This window comes from Halomonas citrativorans (assembly GCF_900163645.1).
GTDB lineage: Bacteria > Pseudomonadota > Gammaproteobacteria > Pseudomonadales > Halomonadaceae > Vreelandella > Vreelandella citrativorans.
In genome coordinates this window covers 128,232-146,314 of sequence record NZ_FUKM01000046.1, presented here as the reverse complement: position 1 = coordinate 146,314, position 18,083 = coordinate 128,232, and the positions used below count along the sequence as shown (strand labels likewise).

At 54.9% G+C, this 18,083-nt stretch carries 14 protein-coding genes and 1 CRISPR repeat array (1 of these 15 only partly in view); of the genes, 5 read left to right on the top strand and 9 right to left on the bottom strand.

Features of this window, described 5'->3' with window-relative positions:
- A CRISPR array of direct repeats spans window positions 1-4,032; the repeat unit is 28 nt; unit sequence GTTCGCTGCCGCCCAGGCAGCTCAGAAA (it extends 2,542 nt beyond the left edge of the window).
- A gap of 111 nt (window positions 4,033-4,143) precedes the next feature.
- The gene (locus CZ787_RS10445; RefSeq protein WP_087108882.1) at window positions 4,144-4,449 is read right to left on the bottom strand and encodes a hypothetical protein; all 306 of its coding nucleotides are present in this window, start codon (window positions 4,447-4,449) and stop codon (window positions 4,144-4,146) included.
- A gap of 64 nt (window positions 4,450-4,513) precedes the next feature.
- Window positions 4,514-5,389 (bottom strand): alpha/beta hydrolase, encoded by an 876-nt coding sequence (locus CZ787_RS10440; protein ID WP_419866536.1) that lies wholly within the window; start codon window positions 5,387-5,389, stop codon window positions 4,514-4,516.
- A gap of 165 nt (window positions 5,390-5,554) precedes the next feature.
- Between CZ787_RS10440 and CZ787_RS10435 the strand changes: the two genes are divergently transcribed.
- The 4 genes from CZ787_RS10435 to ntrC all read left to right on the top strand — a co-directional run bounded on the left by CZ787_RS10435 (window position 5,555) and on the right by ntrC (window position 11,230).
- A complete protein-coding gene (locus CZ787_RS10435; protein WP_087108880.1) occupies window positions 5,555-6,583 on the top strand; it encodes an acyltransferase family protein in 1,029 nt (342 codons plus the stop codon).
- 487 nt (window positions 6,584-7,070) lie between these two features.
- Window positions 7,071-8,477, top strand: coding sequence for a glutamate--ammonia ligase (glnA, locus tag CZ787_RS10430; protein ID WP_087108878.1), 1,407 nt, complete (start codon window positions 7,071-7,073; stop codon window positions 8,475-8,477).
- Window positions 8,478-8,747: 270 nt separating this feature from the next.
- Window positions 8,748-9,806 carry a nitrogen regulation protein NR(II) gene (gene glnL / locus CZ787_RS10425; protein WP_087109146.1) on the top strand — a complete coding sequence of 353 codons (1,059 nt, stop codon included), beginning with the start codon at window positions 8,748-8,750 and terminating at the stop codon, window positions 9,804-9,806.
- Window positions 9,803-11,230 (top strand): nitrogen regulation protein NR(I), encoded by a 1,428-nt coding sequence (ntrC, locus tag CZ787_RS10420; protein ID WP_087108876.1) that lies wholly within the window; start codon window positions 9,803-9,805, stop codon window positions 11,228-11,230. Before glnL ends, ntrC begins: the two co-directional genes overlap by 4 nt.
- A gap of 17 nt (window positions 11,231-11,247) precedes the next feature.
- On the opposite strand, the gene CZ787_RS10415 is transcribed toward ntrC, so the two are convergent.
- From CZ787_RS10415 to CZ787_RS10400, 4 genes are all read right to left on the bottom strand, one after another.
- Window positions 11,248-11,784, bottom strand: a complete 537-nt coding sequence (locus tag CZ787_RS10415) for an alpha/beta fold hydrolase (protein WP_087108874.1) — start codon at window positions 11,782-11,784, stop codon at window positions 11,248-11,250.
- A gap of 5 nt (window positions 11,785-11,789) precedes the next feature.
- Window positions 11,790-11,921 (bottom strand): entericidin A/B family lipoprotein, encoded by a 132-nt coding sequence (locus CZ787_RS10410; protein WP_087108872.1) that lies wholly within the window; start codon window positions 11,919-11,921, stop codon window positions 11,790-11,792.
- A 1,153-nt stretch (window positions 11,922-13,074) separates the two neighbouring features.
- Window positions 13,075-13,614 carry a phosphatase PAP2 family protein gene (locus tag CZ787_RS10405; protein WP_087108870.1) on the bottom strand — a complete coding sequence of 180 codons (540 nt, stop codon included), beginning with the start codon at window positions 13,612-13,614 and terminating at the stop codon, window positions 13,075-13,077.
- Window positions 13,577-14,740: a glycosyltransferase family 4 protein gene (locus CZ787_RS10400; RefSeq protein ID WP_087108868.1), complete on the bottom strand. Its 1,164-nt coding sequence runs from the start codon at window positions 14,738-14,740 to the stop codon at window positions 13,577-13,579. The genes CZ787_RS10405 and CZ787_RS10400 overlap by 38 nt, the downstream gene beginning before the upstream one ends.
- Before the next feature lie 486 nt (window positions 14,741-15,226).
- Here CZ787_RS10400 and CZ787_RS10395 point away from each other — a divergent pair, with 486 nt between their 5' ends.
- A complete protein-coding gene (locus tag CZ787_RS10395; protein ID WP_087108866.1) occupies window positions 15,227-16,225 on the top strand; it encodes a mechanosensitive ion channel family protein in 999 nt (332 codons plus the stop codon).
- Between the two features lie 2 nt (window positions 16,226-16,227).
- On the opposite strand, the gene CZ787_RS19100 is transcribed toward CZ787_RS10395, so the two are convergent.
- Genes CZ787_RS19100 through phnC form a run of 3 tightly spaced genes read right to left on the bottom strand, consistent with a single transcriptional unit; the run spans window position 16,228 to window position 17,996 of the window.
- Window positions 16,228-16,353, bottom strand: coding sequence for a hypothetical protein (locus tag CZ787_RS19100; RefSeq protein ID WP_254908610.1), 126 nt, complete (start codon window positions 16,351-16,353; stop codon window positions 16,228-16,230).
- Between the two features lie 19 nt (window positions 16,354-16,372).
- Complete coding sequence (phnE, locus tag CZ787_RS10390) at window positions 16,373-17,176, bottom strand: phosphonate ABC transporter, permease protein PhnE (protein WP_087108864.1); 804 nt, start codon at window positions 17,174-17,176, stop codon at window positions 16,373-16,375.
- 16 nt (window positions 17,177-17,192) lie between these two features.
- Window positions 17,193-17,996 (bottom strand): phosphonate ABC transporter ATP-binding protein, encoded by an 804-nt coding sequence (phnC, locus tag CZ787_RS10385; protein WP_087108861.1) that lies wholly within the window; start codon window positions 17,994-17,996, stop codon window positions 17,193-17,195.
- Window positions 17,997-18,083 lie beyond the last annotated feature (87 nt).

The window sequence follows — 18,083 nt, the reverse complement described above, 5'->3', positions numbered from 1 at the left end:
GCTCAGAAAGCTGAAATCAAAGTGGCCAAAATTGAAAAGGGGTTCGCTGCCGCCCAGGCAGCTCAGAAAAAACTCTATTAGGCGGTCGCGTGTTGCGTACAGTTCGCTGCCGCCCAGGCAGCTCAGAAACAGACGCGCCGCCAAACAGGCCGCCAACATAATGTTCGCTGCCGCCCAGGCAGCTCAGAAAGGCACCCGTGCGATAGCTAATATTTTTCGCGGGTTCGCTGCCGCCCAGGCAGCTCAGAAAGGTATCAGAGATAGAGAACCTTCTTCTGTTACGTTCGCTGCCGCCCAGGAAGCTCAGAAAATACTCAGCCCCTTTACCACGTGGGAGCGCATGTTCGCTGCCGCCCAGGCAGCTCAGAAAAACCACCGCACGGCTTACCCTCACTGCCCGGCGTTCGCTGCCGCCCAGGCAGCTCAGAAAACGAGGGGCGCTGGACGACGCTTCCGTTTCAGGTTCGCTGCCGCCCAGGCAGCTCAGAAACGGACGAGTGGGAGGAGTTCGTCGATTACTGCGTTCGCTGCCGCCCAGGCAGCTCAGAAAATTCATACAGTCGCTTACGGGCGCGCTTTCCTGTTCGCTGCCGCCCAGGCAGCTCAGAAAGCGAGCCAAGTGCCACTCACGAATTTCAGACAGTTCGCTGCCGCCCAGGCAGCTCAGAAAAAGCGCGGGATGCTGCGCGAGCGTCTGCAAGCGTTCGCTGCCGCCCAGGCAGCTCAGAAAGACCAGCTTAGCGGCGCGTTTTACCAGCATATGTTCGCTGCCGCCCAGGCAGCTCAGAAAAGCCGCCACTCGAAGTGGCAGCGGGCATAACAAGTTCGCTGCCGCCCAGGCAGCTCAGAAAAGTGGCCACGAGTGAGCCACACGCGACTGGGTGTTCGCTGCCGCCCAGGCAGCTCAGAAATGAAGAGACACACAATTTAATGGGCCCCGATGGTTCGCTGCCGCCCAGGCAGCTCAGAAATGAGCAAGATCAAACCAGCCGGTAGCTAAACCGTTCGCTGCCGCCCAGGCAGCTCAGAAATACACCAAGGCCACGGCACCGGCTCCAAAACCGTTCGCTGCCGCCCAGGCAGCTCAGAAAGCCACCAGCGCCGCTGAATAAAGCCAGCTCATGTTCGCTGCCGCCCAGGCAGCTCAGAAAACATCAATTTTGACTTCCAGATTCAGGCGCTTGTTCGCTGCCGCCCAGGCAGCTCAGAAACGACAAAATGACGGCATTCTCCCGCCCTTCCCGTTCGCTGCCGCCCAGGCAGCTCAGAAAAAGCCTCCGACGATGACCAGTAGCGCCGCGACGTTCGCTGCCGCCCAGGCAGCTCAGAAATCATCGAAAACCGCATCACCGAGCAGATGATGGTTCGCTGCCGCCCAGGCAGCTCAGAAATATCCCATGCGCAAGAGGATTTAGCGGCGTCGGTTCGCTGCCGCCCAGGCAGCTCAGAAAAGCATGATTAAGCTGGAGGTTGAGCATGCCGCGTTCGCTGCCGCCCAGGCAGCTCAGAAAGGAAGGGTCGGCCTTGGTGGCAAGCTCTGCCAGTTCGCTGCCGCCCAGGCAGCTCAGAAATGAGCGCGTCGATGCGATGCGCAGGAGCATCGGTTCGCTGCCGCCCAGGCAGCTCAGAAACTGATTTCAACGGTCTATCAAAGCAGATCGTGGTTCGCTGCCGCCCAGGCAGCTCAGAAAATGATGTCGCCCTGCCCCAGATCGATGAACTGGTTCGCTGCCGCCCAGGCAGCTCAGAAACTCAAATTCCGTCGTGAATATCCTGACGCTTTGTTCGCTGCCGCCCAGGCAGCTCAGAAACACGGCACGCTGCTCTATCGTTAGCTCAACGTGTTCGCTGCCGCCCAGGCAGCTCAGAAAAACATCATCGTAGGCGACCAGCATCAATCGACGTTCGCTGCCGCCCAGGCAGCTCAGAAAATTGGCGACAACTCTTCGGAAATTGAAAATACGTTCGCTGCCGCCCAGGCAGCTCAGAAATCAACGCAACCAACATAGATGTGGACAATCTCGTTCGCTGCCGCCCAGGCAGCTCAGAAAACCGGAGCGGCTGAAATGTTGCGATGCACTGGGTTCGCTGCCGCCCAGGCAGCTCAGAAAATCGACACTTTCCGCAACGCCGTCAATGGTGTGTTCGCTGCCGCCCAGGCAGCTCAGAAACAAAGCCACCGCCGCCGCCGTATGCGCCTGCGGTTCGCTGCCGCCCAGGCAGCTCAGAAAATAGAGACCGTCCTGCATGCTGAACGACCCTTGTTCGCTGCCGCCCAGGCAGCTCAGAAATCAGCCTCGCGGCCCATGCCCAGCAAGCGCTGGTTCGCTGCCGCCCAGGCAGCTCAGAAAATCACGGCGGCGGAAAGTGAGCAGGCGCGCAAGTTCGCTGCCGCCCAGGCAGCTCAGAAAGCATGGCCGAGATTTCCGACCGCATGGATCAGGTTCGCTGCCGCCCAGGCAGCTCAGAAATCACCAACGGCACTGCTAAGCGACTTCATCGAGTTCGCTGCCGCCCAGGCAGCTCAGAAACAACCCCCACTCGAAGTGGCGGCGGGCATAACGTTCGCTGCCGCCCAGGCAGCTCAGAAAGATATCGATGCACCAGATCATTAAGGTCATGAGTTCGCTGCCGCCCAGGCAGCTCAGAAACGGTGATGTGCAGCAACGACAACCGGCGCGACGTTCGCTGCCGCCCAGGCAGCTCAGAAAAGAAAGAACCCCACTTCATGCACCCAGAACTCGTTCGCTGCCGCCCAGGCAGCTCAGAAACCCAGCGCGGCCTGCTCGGCAGCTTGGCGGGCGTTCGCTGCCGCCCAGGCAGCTCAGAAAGATCGGCAGCAACCACCAACCAGGGCGGCGCCGTTCGCTGCCGCCCAGGCAGCTCAGAAACATTAATTCACGCGTAAATTCACGCATAGCGCGTTCGCTGCCGCCCAGGCAGCTCAGAAAGCAGAAAAAGCAGCGCTTCAAGATCAAACGACGTTCGCTGCCGCCCAGGCAGCTCAGAAAAGCGCGCGCAACGCTTCAAGGCGGCTGCCGTGGTTCGCTGCCGCCCAGGCAGCTCAGAAATGACGCTTTCATCAAGCTCCCCGACAAGCGTTGTTCGCTGCCGCCCAGGCAGCTCAGAAAAGCACCCACCAGAGCGCCGCGAAAAAGACGACGTTCGCTGCCGCCCAGGCAGCTCAGAAAGCAACACGATGACGCTCGCCCTTAGCGAGCGTGTTCGCTGCCGCCCAGGCAGCTCAGAAAACAGTGCGGCGAATCGACCCCGCTCAAGAGGCGTTCGCTGCCGCCCAGGCAGCTCAGAAAACATCGAGCACCAGTTGTGCGTGCCCGATATCGTTCGCTGCCGCCCAGGCAGCTCAGAAAGATGATCCAGGCGCGCCGCCAAACAGGCCGCCGTTCGCTGCCGCCCAGGCAGCTCAGAAACTAAACCAGCCGTCCGCTAGGGTGGTTATGTCGTTCGCTGCCGCCCAGGCAGCTCAGAAAAATCCTTGCGCTGTGCCTTGAATGTCGCCAGCGTTCGCTGCCGCCCAGGCAGCTCAGAAAAGAGCAGATTATTACCCATAAGCGTGCATGCGGTTCGCTGCCGCCCAGGCAGCTCAGAAAATCACGAAGCTCTGTGCTGTGGCAAATTATGCGTTCGCTGCCGCCCAGGCAGCTCAGAAAAAGTGTCACGGTGCCTATCCAGCCGACCGATAGTTCGCTGCCGCCCAGGCAGCTCAGAAAAGGTGCAAACCGTCCGCGATGCAGTCATGCAGGTTCGCTGCCGCCCAGGCAGCTCAGAAAGATTGCTGATACCCAGGAGCGCGAGCTATGAATGTTCGCTGCCGCCCAGGCAGCTCAGAAAAACCTCTCTATTGATCGTCGCTGGACCAACTGGTTCGCTGCCGCCCAGGCAGCTCAGAAAGCCTCAACACTACCCATTACCGCAGCGTTATCGTTCGCTGCCGCCCAGGCGGCTCAGAAAATACACACGCCGATGTTGCCAGTGTTATAGCCGTTCGCTGCCGCCCAGGCAGCTCAGCAAACTAGACAAGCGTTACTATCTTTTAGTGCTGCCTTGAAATTAACGCTAGCGTTCAGCTTTAAGCAAAAGAGCCTCAAGGGAGGCTCTTTGAAATAACGGTGTTGGAACCGCTTATTTGTCCTTGTCCCAGTGTTCAAAGGCGCGCTTGTCATCGGGCAGCCGGACGATGTCACCGATGTTGAGATCAGGAAGGCCTTTAATATGGTGGCCTTTGGTATCCATGATGGCGGCAACGCTGCCAATACTAACGGCGTCTTCTTCTCGGTAGGCTTCCACTTTTACGTGGACAATTTTGCCTTGGTAGCGGGCGGATAAAATATCGCCGGTGCCAATGCGGGCGTGTTCATGGTGGTCGTTAGCAAACAGTTTGGATACGCTGTCTTTGCCGGGATCTTCCCATTCGATATGTCGATGCATCGTGGTTTCCTTGTAAGTGGGCCGAAAAACACAAGTGTAGTTTGATTTTTATTAGTTTTGCTAGTTATTGGTTAATGGGAACCTTGCCAATGTGCTGAAACATAAAGGTTAAGGCCGCAGGTAGGCTGGCACGCCAAACGCGCCAAGTGTGCCCGCCGGGGTAGAGGTCCAAGCGTACATCATTAGGCTGAATGCGTTCCATGGCTTGGCGTAGCTGGCGGGCGTGAAACTCGGCGTCGTACACATCGCTGCGTCCTGCGCTAATGTAAAGTGGCACGATCGGGATGTCGCTCTCTTCTGCGCTGGGTCGGGGCGTTACGTTAATGCGATACGCTTCAAGGTAAGCGGGGTAGTTGAGCTGATCCCATAAAGCAGTATCAAAATTGCCTTGTTCATCCAGGAACGCGGGATGGCGGTGTGCTGAAGAATTGCTCGGCGGATACGGAAGATAGCTTGCCGGGCTTAGCGCTGCGGCGGCGGCAAACATCTCGGGCTTTTCCAGGGCAAAATTAAGCGCGCCAAACCCTCCAGCGGATAGCCCGCCTACGCCGCGAAGCGCTCGCGTGGCGCCCACTCGGTACTGGTTTTCAACATGCGGCATCAGGTCGTTAAAAAAGGCGCTGCGGGCGGCCTCATTATGGCCGTCTACCCACCAGCTGCGGCTACCGGGCATGATGAAAACGGCAGGCGGAATGTGCCCTGCGCGAATCAAACGATCAGCGGTTTGGGCAAGGTTGCCCTTGGCTAGCCAGTCTCGTTCGTTGCCAAAAGAGCCATGGAGCAGATAAACCACTGGGTAAGGCTCGGCGGCATTGGCGTCATAATGGTCGGGTAGATACACGGTGTAAGGGTAGTCGTGGCCCAGCGTGGGCGAGTCAAAGGTGTCGTAGTGCACCTCGCCAGCAACGGCGGTGTTAAACAGGCTCCATAGGCCCGCCAAGGCTGCCAGGCTGGTCAACAAGGAACGTAACAACCCATGAAATACACTTGAAAATGAGAAGAGTGACAAACAGCCTCCGGGAATTATCGCAGGGTTATAGCGTCGTACACCGTACCCGCCGACACTGTTCAGCGCAGGCGAATGTCAAGCATACATGGAGCAGGTATGCATAAAAGGATAGAGGAAATTTACTGGTTGCGTGCGTACGGCTGCGTGGCCGTGTTTTTATTTCATTTGCTGGACCACGTTAATCAGCGTGTGGATAACCTGGCCACCGACCTGATGCGCCTGCCGTTGGTATTGGGCACGCCGATCTTTTTGTTCATTTCAGTGTTTGTGTTTGCCATGCGCTATGACAAGGCAGTGCCGCCCGGCTTTTTGGCCCAACGGGTGAAGTACGTCATGCTGCCTTATCTGGTTTATGGCTTTATCTACTCGACAGCCGAGTGGGTTCAGCTGTATATGACAGGGGAGCCGGTAGGCTTTGCCGCCAATGCGCTGGAGTACTTTGTTTTCGCCGGGTGGCACGGTTATTTCTTGATTATCGCCATGCAGTTTTATATCGCTTATTGGCTGTTTACCCGTTGGCAGCTGTGGCGCTTTAACCCGGTGCCGTGGCTGTGGGTGAGCTGTTGGGTGAGTATGACGTACTGGGGAGTAGCGTATTGGCTGGGTGTGGCGCTGCCGGGGTATCTGCTCTGGGTGGCGCCTCTGGGCTGGATATATCTGTTCTTTCTAGCCCTGGTGCTGGTGCGTTACTACCCCTTTGATAGTGGAGCCCAGGCACCGCTGCGGCCTTTATGGATGCAGTACCTGTCGTGGCCTTTGTGGCTGGTCGTGTTGGTTTGCCTGCTGGTCGCGGCCAGTGTGGCGGGTTGGTTGCAGTTCTCATCCAAGGAAGTGTGGGTGATACCGCTGTTCATGCTCTCAACGTTTGTAGCGATGCGTTATTTAAAAGACATCACAGCGCCTCGCTGGGTGCGCTATATCAATCAGTATTCGTTTGGTATTTACCTGGCGCACCCCATGTTTTTTGCCATTACCGATGCGTTGGTGATGCCGTTGGCGCTGCCTATCACGGTTTACGTGCTGTTGCTGATAGTGATGGGTGCCACGGGCTCTATCCTGCTCAATAAAATGGCGAACACCACAAAAGCCGGGGCCATGATGTTTGGCAAGCGGCTAAAAGTGTAGGGCGTTGACGCGCCGTGCGGTGGGCTGGAAGCTGAGAGGGGCGCTCAATGTCTTTTTATGCACCAATTAGGTGCGCTTATACTTATATTTGATCTATTTTGGGTCAAAAAAACAGGTCAGCGTGTGTTTAGAAGCCTCGGGAAATATTTATGCGTCATAGAGAGGCATGCAGGCGCATTTTTTATATACTTTAAAACAACAGGTTAGTGATTTAGTAGGACATGTTGGTGCAGGGTTGGCATGTTCTCTGCATTATACTTGTCAGCGGCTAGCCACCGTAGGCAGATGCCTCTCGGCGTGCTACAACAATAGCCGGTTTGAAATGATCGCTAGGCGATGTGTGATTCAATTTCAGGCAAACGTTAAGCGAATAAAAAGGATAGGCCTGTCAGGCACGCACTTTATTAAATGACGGGGTTTGTCTAATAACACTTTTATCGATAGCTTACTGTTACATGCTTTAAGCCACGCCCATATCGGAGGCACAATGTCAGCCAAGACTCTCGCGCTAATTGAAGAACATGATGTTAAGTGGGTGGATCTGCGTTTCACCGATACTCGTGGTAAAGAGCAGCACGTTACCGTGCCTGCCCGCGATGTAGACGAAGAGTTCTTCGAGAATGGCCAAATGTTCGATGGCTCCTCAATCGAGGGCTGGAAAGGCATTAACGAATCCGACATGATCCTGCGCCCGGAAGACGGCACTGCTTTCCTCGACCCCTTCACCGAAGACGCTACTCTGATTTTGCGTTGCGATATCATCGAGCCTGCCACGATGCAGGGCTATGACCGTGACCCGCGTTCTATCGCTAAGCGCGCTGAGGCGTACCTGGAGTCTACCGGCTTGGGCGATACTGCTTTCTTCGGTCCGGAGCCTGAGTTCTTCATTTTTGACGAAGTGCATTGGAAGACCGATATTCAGGGCTCCATGTACAAGATTTCTTCCGATGAGGGCGCTTGGGCGACCAGTAATCAGGTAGAGGGCGGCAACCTAGGGCACCGTCCGCGCGTTAAAGGCGGTTACTTCCCGGTTCCTCCGGTCGACAGCTTCCACGATATTCGTGGCGCGATGTGTAACACCCTGGAAGCGATTGGTCAGACCGTTGAAGTTCACCACCACGAAGTGGCGAATGCGGGGCAGAACGAGATCGGCGTTAAATTCAATACGCTGGTGAAGAAGGCGGACGAAGTTCAGGAAATGAAGTACGTGATCCACAACGTGGCCCACGCGTACGGCAAAACCGCGACCTTCATGCCCAAGCCGCTGGTTGGCGACAACGGTTCTGGTATGCATATTCACCAGTCGTTCTGGAAAGATGGTCAGAACCAGTTTGCCGGTGATGAATACGCAGGCCTGTCGGAAATGGCGCTGTATTACATCGGCGGTGTGATCAAGCACGCACGCGCTCTGAACGCCTTCACCAACGCCTCGACCAACTCGTACAAGCGTTTGGTACCGGGGTTTGAAGCGCCGGTTATGCTGGCTTACAGCGCCCGTAACCGTTCCGCCTCTATCCGGATTCCCTATACGGTAAGCCCCAAAGGCAAGCGCGTTGAAACCCGCTTCCCTGACCCGACCGCTAACCCGTACCTGTCGTTTGCTGCTCTGCTAATGGCAGGTATCGACGGCATCAAGAACAAGATTCATCCTGGCGATGCCATGGACAAGAACCTGTACGACCTGCCGCCAGAAGAAGGCAAGTTGGTACCGACCGTTGCCAACAGCCTGGACCAGGCTCTGGAAGCGCTCGACGCTGACCGTGCGTTCCTGACCGAAGGTGGCGTGTTCACCGACGATATGATTGATGCCTATATCGAACTCAAGATGGAAGAAGTGGAGCGTATTCGCATGACCACGCACCCCATCGAATTTGATATGTACTACAGCTGCTAATCGCGTTTTGACGCGATAGCCCTAAAACCCCGCTTCGGCGGGGTTTTTTATTGCACTTAACCAGTGAGAGGGTGAGCCTTAACGGTACTCCATGCACTAAAATAGTGCATGTGGTGGATCGCACCCTGGCAGGTTGCGCGCTTAACGCTCGTTGAAACAAGTCTTGGCCCCCACAAGGCGTGCATGCTGATGAAAGGGGCCAACCTGGCGTGCTTTTTGCAGTTTCTCTTACGTATTGAACGTTTTTATCAGCGACATTCAGGACACTTCATGTATCAGCGTTTACTAGAACATCTCTCCATGGCAGTGCTGCTGCTGGACGGTGAGCTCCGCGTACGCTGGATGAACCCTGCCGCCGAAGCGCTGTTGGCAGTAAGCTTTAGCCGTGTGCAGGGGAGCAGCCTGGATACCCTGCTGGGCGGTGATGAAAGTATTGACCAGGTGTTGGCCAAGGCGCGGGATGCCTTTCATCCCTACACCCAGCGCGAGGCGCGCATTACCCCGGTTAACGGTGAAGCGCTGACGGTGGATTACACCGTGACGCCCCTGTCGGCAGACGAGCTTCTGCTGGAAGTAGAGCCTCGTGACCGCTTGATGCAAATTTCCCGCGAGGAAGCGCTAACCACGCGCCAGGAAACCATCAAAGTGCTGGCCCGGGGCTTGGCCCATGAAGTGAAAAATCCGCTGGGCGGCATCCGCGGGGCGGCTCAGCTATTAGAGCGTGACCTGGATAAGCCTGAATTGCGTGAGTTTACCCATATCATCGTGGAGGAGGTTGACCGCTTGCGTGATCTGGTGGATTCGATGCTTGGCCCGAATCGCATTGTTAAGCACGCGCCGGTGAACATCCACAAAGTGCTGGAGCGGGTAAGAACGCTGCTGGTGGCTGAACATCCGAATATCACCATCCACCGCGATTACGACCCTAGCCTGCCGGACCTTTCCGGGGATGAGGCGCAGATGATCCAGGCCGTGCTTAACGTGGCCAGGAACGCCGTGCAGGCCATGAGCGATGCCGAGACCCCTGTGCCCGAATTGATGCTGCGCACCCGTGCCCGGCGTCAGTTCACCCTGGGTGCTGAGCGCCACCGGTTAGTGAGCGAGGTGGGTGTGATCGATAACGGCCCTGGTATCCCGGAAGGACTTAAAGAAACGCTCTTCTACCCGATGGTGTCAGGGCGTGCTGAAGGCAGCGGATTGGGGTTGTCCATCGCTCAGTCGATCCTGCATCAGCATCAAGGGTTGATTGAATGTGACTCACGTCCCGGGCACACCGAGTTCCGCTTACTGATTCCATTGGTTATTAATTGTACCGGAGAAGCATCATGATAGAGGCGACACGTAACGAGGTTGCACGGGTGGTCGTTGTGGATGACGATCGCGCTATCCGCTGGGTGCTTGAACGTGCATTGGCACAGCCGGATCTTGATGTAGAGTGCATAGAGCGCGCCGATACAGTACTGGAACGACTGCTGAAAACCCCACCGGATGTGCTGGTGACTGACATTCGCATGCCGGGCATTGATGGGCTGGATCTTATGTCGCACATCCGTGAGGCGCACCCGGATTTGCCGGTCATCATCATGACCGCTCATTCGGATCTCGACAGTGCAGTGGCTTCTTATCAAGGCGGTGCGTTTGAGTACCTGCCCAAGCCGTTTGATGTGGATGAAGCGCTGGCGCTTGTGCGCCGGGCGGTGGCTCATGCGCGCGAGCGCCAACGGCCGATCAGCGTTCCCGAAGGTTTGAACGCAGAAATCATTGGTGAAGCCCCGGCCATGCAGGAGGTGTTTCGGGCCATTGGGCGGCTCTCTCATTCGCATATTACTGTGCTCATCAATGGCGAGTCGGGCACCGGTAAAGAGCGTGTAGCCCAGGCACTCCACCAGCACAGCCCCCGGGCGGGCAAGCCGTTTATTGCCCTGAACATGGCGGCTATCCCGCGTGATCTGATTGAGTCTGAACTGTTTGGCCACGAAAAAGGCGCGTTTACCGGGGCCGCTGCCCAGCGCCAGGGGCGCTTTGAACAGGCCAACGGCGGCACGCTGTTTCTGGATGAGATCGGTGATATGCCGGCTGAAACCCAAACTCGCTTGCTGCGCGTATTGGCCGACGGTGAGTTCTACCGAGTGGGCGGACATACCCCGGTCAAGGTCGACGTGCGGATTATCGCCGCGACACACCAGAACCTTGAGTCGCTGGTGGATGATGGGCGCTTTCGTGAGGACCTTTTTCACCGCCTGAATGTTATCCGCATTCACTTGCCGCGTCTTGCCGAACGCCGTGAGGATATCCCACGACTCACACGGCATTTTCTGGCTGAAGCCGCCAAAGAACTTGCCACCGACATCAAGGTACTCACGGCTGAAACCGAGGAGCACCTGACGCGCCTGTCGTGGCCGGGTAACGTGCGCCAACTGGAAAATATCTGCCGCTGGTTAACGGTAATGGCGTCTGGGCGTGAAATTCTGGTGGAGGACTTACCGCCAGAGCTACGCTCCCCCCAGGCAACTGAAAGCGGTGGCCACGGCGACTGGCGCACCGCCTTTCGGGAATGGGCCGACCGTGCTCTGGCCGAAGGGCATACACATCTGTTGGAAGAGGCCGTACCCGACTTTGAGAAAATTCTGATTGAGACGGCGTTAAAACATACCGGTGGGCGTAAAGGAGAAGCAGCGGAATTGTTAGGCTGGGGGCGCAATACACTAACGCGTAAATTAAAGACGCTGCTACCCGCCCTGGCAGACGAATAATGGTGCCACTGTTCGCGCTAAACGAGCATTGATTGCTTGGTAAGCGTTTGGCACTGCGTTAGAAAACGCTCAAAGTCGCTCAGTATGGTGTCCAGGCTAGCGTGAAGACGATGGTCGTCATCAACCATCCGTAACGAGAGTTGCTGTAACCGGGCGCGTTCAATAACGGGGCCGGGCAGTACGACGTCATCCTGCCAGCCGTGGATGATATGGGTAAGCTGAGCCTGAATCATCGGCGAGGTTTCGGGGTACGCCGGTAAGCCAAGCGCAGGGGCAAGTAAAAAACAACCTAAAAGGGGATGCTGAGCGCTAACCGCAGCGCTCAGCCATCCTCCCAAGCTTGAACCCGCTAGCACGCACGCTGCGGGGTTATCATTGCGTTTTGACAGAGTATCCAACAGGTGATCCAGCCGCCTGGGGGGCTCTGCCATGCCACGGTAATCCATAACGACCGGCTCACAATCATCGAGCGTTTCGGCGATCCCTTTGAGTGCCTGAATTTTCAAGGCACCGGGCCCGCTTTCCAAGCCGTGTGAAAGATAGACGGTCATCATTATGGTTATTCCGCTGCTCTTTCAATCGCCTGGCCGCCTTCCGAGATATCCTCTCCCGCGCCATGAATCGTATTACAACCGCTGATCGCCAGCAGTGTGGTTAATAGCACTACACCCATCGCCCATGTGCGTTTCATTGAATGATCCCTTCTTGTTGATCAGAAATAGTCGTGAGTAGAAACAGTCTTGCGTAAAACCATTCTTACATAAAACAGTACGGCTGCATCAGCAACGCAGTAGCCCATACCAAGCGCGCCTTCGAAGTATCTTGCCTTCTCTTTATATTAGCCAGCAATAACACGTTAGGGTAATAAGTAGTACGTTTTGGCCGAAATAAAGTGAGCAATGGCCAAACGTTCAGCTTCCCCAGTGGCGCTTAGTGTCACGGTTGCCATCTAATGGGCAGGTATTTTTTGTCGCATGTGCCTTTTTTGCACACGGTTAAAGAGGGTTTTAGTTGTTTTTTAGAAAAGTATTTTTGTTTCAAGTCATTGATTTAATTGTTTTTATGTTTTTATGTTGGTGGTTGGCCTAAAGCCTGCAATATCATGAGTAGGAACAACATGAGCGGATTGGTAGGAAGTAAGGGAAGGCAGGAGCCAAGTAGAAGAACAGGACGTTAAAGGACACTCATCCGCTCATTTGTATTAGCATAAGGATATGCTAATCGTCGAGGCCAAGGATTGGCTGAGATGCAAAATGACCACTTCGCGTAAGCGATGTGGTTTTTTTGCGTTGTGTGTTTTTTTAAGTTGTTGAAAGTTATAACATTGTTGCTTTCTGCTTATAATCTGCAAAAGATTTGTACAGATGACGTCGCCGATTTAGTCTATCCTTGCAGCATACTAAATCTAAGCGGTTAGAACATGCCAATGCAGTAGCCGCGCATTTCAGGAACAAGCGTTATGGCGATGGGATTGATGTTATGCATGTTTGTGCTGTTCTTGGTGTTTTCCGCCATCGGGTTATACATGATGTTTAAAAGCTCTTTTATGGTCACAACAGAAAACCACGAAGACATACCGCCCGATATTTGATGTTTACCGCCCAACGGCGCGTTCTAAGAATGATACATACACTAAACGATCATGCCCACGAAAGTGGGCATGATCGTTTGGGGTGAGCATAACGCGGCGGGCTATTTTTTCTGCCAGCGGCCACGGCCTCTGTCGGGCACCATGCGTCCGATAATGAATGCGAGAGGGCGTATGCCGTCTTCGCAAGACCAAGTAAATGACAGGGTTGGTTTTAACGTAGTGCGTCGTGGTTAAATTGGCGAATAGTTAATGTTTAGCCTGCCCAATAGAGGCTAAGTAGAGCAAAGCCATAACCCATAGCGGCGCCTGCAAGAACATCGCTAATGTAGTGTAATCCAAGCCCAACACGAGAAATCGCAATCAGTAAGGCCAAAGGCACTACTAAAGGAAGCAACCACGGCGTATGGACTGCCACCAGTACGCTGAACAGCATGGCATGCATGGTGTGGCCGCTAGGGAAGCTGTAACGGTCACGCGCAGGCTCCCCGCAATGCACGCCCCCCAGGTAGGTGATAAAAGGCCGCTCGCGGCACAGGCGCGTTTTGACCAGGCGGTATACTGCCATCGCCAGCAGTGCGATGCTGGCGTATTGCACCATACGCCAGGTTCCATCCGGCTGTAGCCAAGGCTGAGCGGCTATCAGCAGTACCCAGATAGGCCAGTCACCTATTCGACTGGCGGCCTGTAAGAGAATTCGCCACGGGCGAAACAGGTTGAGTCGTGTCACCCGCTGGCAGAGGCGCCACTCCAGTAAATCAAGACGATCGAATACGACAAGCGGGCGCGGACGCATGGTAATTCTCCTGGGCTTGCTGAAGGTACTGCATAAACTGGTCTGCAATGCCCGACCAGCTTTGCTCAAGCGCGCGAAGGCGCGCAACACGCCCTAGCCGTGCATAGTCGGCGGGGTGTTGGCAAAGCTCGACGGCCGCTTGCTGAAACGCGTCGCCATCATCAAGCGCTATCGTCATGCCGTTTTGATCATTTTCGATCAGTTCAGCGCTTGCTGCGTATCGATAGGCCACAACAGCCAGGCCACTGGCCATGGCTTCCGTAATCACATTGCCCCAGGTTTCTGACAGCGAAGGGAAGACAAAGATATCGGCGCTGGCATAGTGGCGGGCTAATTCGTGTTTATCGACGAATCCGGTGAAGTGTGCATCAGGTAGCGCCTTTTCAAGCTGCGCACGCGCTGGGCCATCGCCCACAATGACCTGGGCCATATCCGGGCGTACTTCACGCATGGCTTGCAGTGTTTCCTGGAGTAGCGTGAGGTTTTTCTCAGCGGCTAAACGACCGACATAAATGGCCACGGGCTGATGGTCACTCACTCCCCATTGGCGGCGTAACGCGCTATCCCGAAAAGCGGGTGAAAAGCGCTCTCCGTCGATCCCGCGTGACAGCACCTTAACACCGTGAATGCCTTGGCGGCGTAGCGTCTCGGCTTGTAAATGGGTGGGGACTAGCGTGGTGGTACAGCCATTATGAAAGTAGCGCAAATAGCGCCGCGTGGCGGAGGATAACCAGGACACGCCGTAATCGTGGCAGTAGTGGTCAAAGTTGGTATGCCAGCCTGCCACCAGAGGAATATTGAGTTGCCGCGCCGCATGTCGTGCGGCCCAGCCAAGCGGGCCCTGGGTCGCAAGATAGATCGTATCAGGGCGGTGCTTGCGCCAGAAACGACGCAGCTTGGCTGGCGTTACCAGGCCCACGTGCACCTCCGCATAACCGGGTATAGCGACAGATTTAACCTGCATTTCCTGGGCAATATGCGTAGCGCTACCGGGCACTTTGGGGCGCGGGCGAATCACATCGACCGTTACGCCTTGCTGGTGCAGTTCGTGGTTAATGCGGCTTAACGTGTGCGCAACGCCATTGATATCGGGAGACCACGTTTCACTAACAATACATAGCCGCATAAGCGATACGCCCCTTAATCATATTTTAACTTAGTGTGGCCGGTAACGATGACATTGCCAAGTCAGGAAAGTGAAAAACTAGTGACATAAATATCAATCGTCGTTTATTTAATTATTGGTAGGCCTGTTTTTTAACTGCGTTATTATTAAGAGATTACAACCTGATAAAAGCGACTGAAAGAGGAATTTTATAATAAAAGACTCGTTGGTTATTTTTTTACCGTTGGGTGAGCTGCAGTATTATTAGGACAATAGGATTTTTCATGGACAACTAAAAAGAGCCATGGGCGCATGCCACTACGTTCTGCGATGTTGCTTGAGCATATTGGTAGTGCATTGCTAAGAAGTGATATGTTTAATTAGGCTCTAATGACGTTTTAATAAAGAAGATTTGCCATGCCCGGATGGGTATTCATGAATGAACACGGGTTTACATGGCGATGAAGCTGGGCGAAATTGGCGGCGCCTGGAACAAGGAACGGAAACATGATGATCAACGACTGGATAAATGCGGGACTCTTGATAGCTTTTCTGACGGTCGCGCTGGCCTCCGGTTTTATCATGCGGAAAAGAAAGAGCTGGTCCCACAGCATCTCCGTTCACGTTGTTCTGTTCGCCGCGAATGCGGGTTTCCTGCTGACTCTGAACAAGACCATCAATCAGATACTGGTCGACAGGAAGGTCTCCGCCATAAAGCCGGATATCATTGACGACCTGACCTTGGTCGCTATTGGTCTGACAGCCATGCAGCAAACCTTCCTGCTGATTAACCGCCTGACGGCCGATCAGGTAACGAAGGGAAGCGATAAAACCTCGGCCACAAGCATCGCCCGCATCCTTAAACTTGCAATGGCGCTGGTGTTACTGCTTTTGTTCGGTGAACATCTGGGCCTGAGCTTTTCCGGCCTCTTGGCCTTTGGCGGCTTCGGCGGCATCGCCATCGGTATTGCCGGGCGGGATGTTCTAAGCAATGTTTTCTCCGGCGTGATGCTCTATTTCGACCGCCCCTTCAAGTTTGGCGACTGGATTCGGTCTCCGGACCGTAATATTGAGGGTACCGTCGAGGAAATCGGTTGGAGAATGACGAAGATCATCACCTTCGATAACCGCCCGCTCTTCGTCCCTAACTCCGTTTTCTCAACGATCAGCGTCGAAAACCCGGGGCAGATGCGCAACAGGCGCATCAGCACTACGGTCGGCCTCAGGTACGAGGATGCCGACAAGGTTGCCGCTGTCGTCAACGATATTCGCGCGATGCTTCATAAGCACGACGGCATTGATTTCACGCAGACCCTCCTCGTCTACTTCAACGAATTTGCGGATTCCTCGCTAAATATCATGGTCTATTGTTTTACCAAGACCACGAAATGGGCTGAATGGCTGGCGATCCAACAAGATATCTACCTTAATATCATCACCATCGTGCATGGTCATGACGCTGATTTTGCCTTCCCCTCTCGGACTGTCTATCTTGAGAAGGATTAAACTCACGCCGCCGACGCCCAGATTAAGTCGGTGCTGGCATTGGGGCGCATAAACAGACTCTCCCGCTCGGCCATTTCGTGTTTGCGGGGGTCGAACTCCGCCAGCTTTTGGCCGTGGAGTTTTTGCAAGGACTTGCTGCTCTGCCCATTAAATAACGCGCTTGCGAATTTGCGATGACAGCTGCTCAAAGCCAATCACGACCACCAGAATGAATAAAATAATAGTCAGTGCGCGGTCAAAATTGAAAAGCCGCATGGCAGCGGCTAACTCAACACCGATGCCGCCAGCGCCGACCAGGCCTAACGTAACTGCTGAGCGCAGAGCCTTTTCGACGCTATATAGGCTAGTCGCGGTCATGGAGGCCAATGTCTCCGGCAAAATAGCGCCGCCGATCACCGAAAGCTTACCCGCACCGGTAGCGCTAAGCGCTTCGGAAGGGCCGGGGTGGACTTCTTCGATACGTTCTGAGAAAAAACGCGCCGCAAAACCAATGGTGTCCATGATGATCGCCAGCACGCCGGCCATGGGGCCCAAGCCAACGGCCACCACGAAAATAAGCGCCCAAATCAAATCGGGAATGGTGCGCATCGTCGAAACAATAAATCGCGTTAGGATGCGAACCCAGGGGGCAGGTGCGGTATTGCGTGCCGCCAGTAAGGCAAACGGTAGGCTAAGTATTACCCCAATGGTTACACCCACAATGGCAATGTTCAGTGTTTCAAACATCGACCATGCCAATACATCCAGGTTGCTGAGATCGGGGGGGAAGGCGCGGCCCAGGAAATGGCTCAGATTCACGACCCCGCGCAGCAAGCGTTCAAGCGTTACATTGGTCGCCATAGCCCCTTGAATAAACAGGGCTAAAAACGCCAGCGCGATACCCCAGGTAAACAGTGACGGTCGTTTAAATCGGGGCGGTAACGCCGTGGTAAGGGGGCGATTAGTAGACATGGGCTGCTCTCGGCGGCTAGTGGGTGACGGGCGTTAAACGAGTAGGGGTGGAAAGCAACGGCTGATCGACACGGGTTTCGCCTTGATATAGTTGCTGCATATCGTCTAACGCAACCTGTTGGCGTGGTGCATCCAGGACAATTCTTCCTGCTTTCATCCCCACAATACGGTCGCCGTACTGCTGGGCGAACTCCAGCTGATGCAGCGTGCAGAGCACCGTCATGCCTCGTTCTGCCACAACATCCAGCAATAAGTCCATGATTTCACGGCCTGCTTTAGGGTCGAGGCTGGCAACAGGCTCATCTGCAATAATAATTTCGGCATCCTGCATAAGCGTTCTTGCGATGGCGACGCGCTGCTGCTGGCCACCCGAAAGTTCCCGACATTCAGCCTGTGCTTTATGCGCCAACCCTACTCGCTCAAGTGCCGCCATCGCCCGCTCACGCAGCTCAATGGTGGCAAAACAGGAAAGGCTGGTGAGAAGCCCTAAGCGCTGCTGGCCGAGTGCACCATATAAAACGTTTTGGAAAACGCTAACGTTTTGCACCAGATTGAACTGCTGGAACACAACGCCTATTTTCTGGCGTAGCCTGCGTAGTTGGGCTGCTGACAGGCCCGTTAGCGGCTCGCCAAGGATGTGGATACTGCCTTGGTCGTGAGGTGCCAAACCATTGAGACAGCGCATCAATGTCGATTTTCCGCATCCATTGGCGCCCAACAAAATAACGCATTCGCCTTGGGTAACGCTGAGATTCAAGCCGCGCAGCACATGAAGCTTTGCGTAGTATTTATGCAAGTCAGTAATCGTGATCGCATTCATACAAAAACCTCCTGCGTTACTGCCAGGAGGGGGAGGTTATAGGCCATCATGTTGAAACCTTTAAACAGCACGTCCCTTGTGCATGTT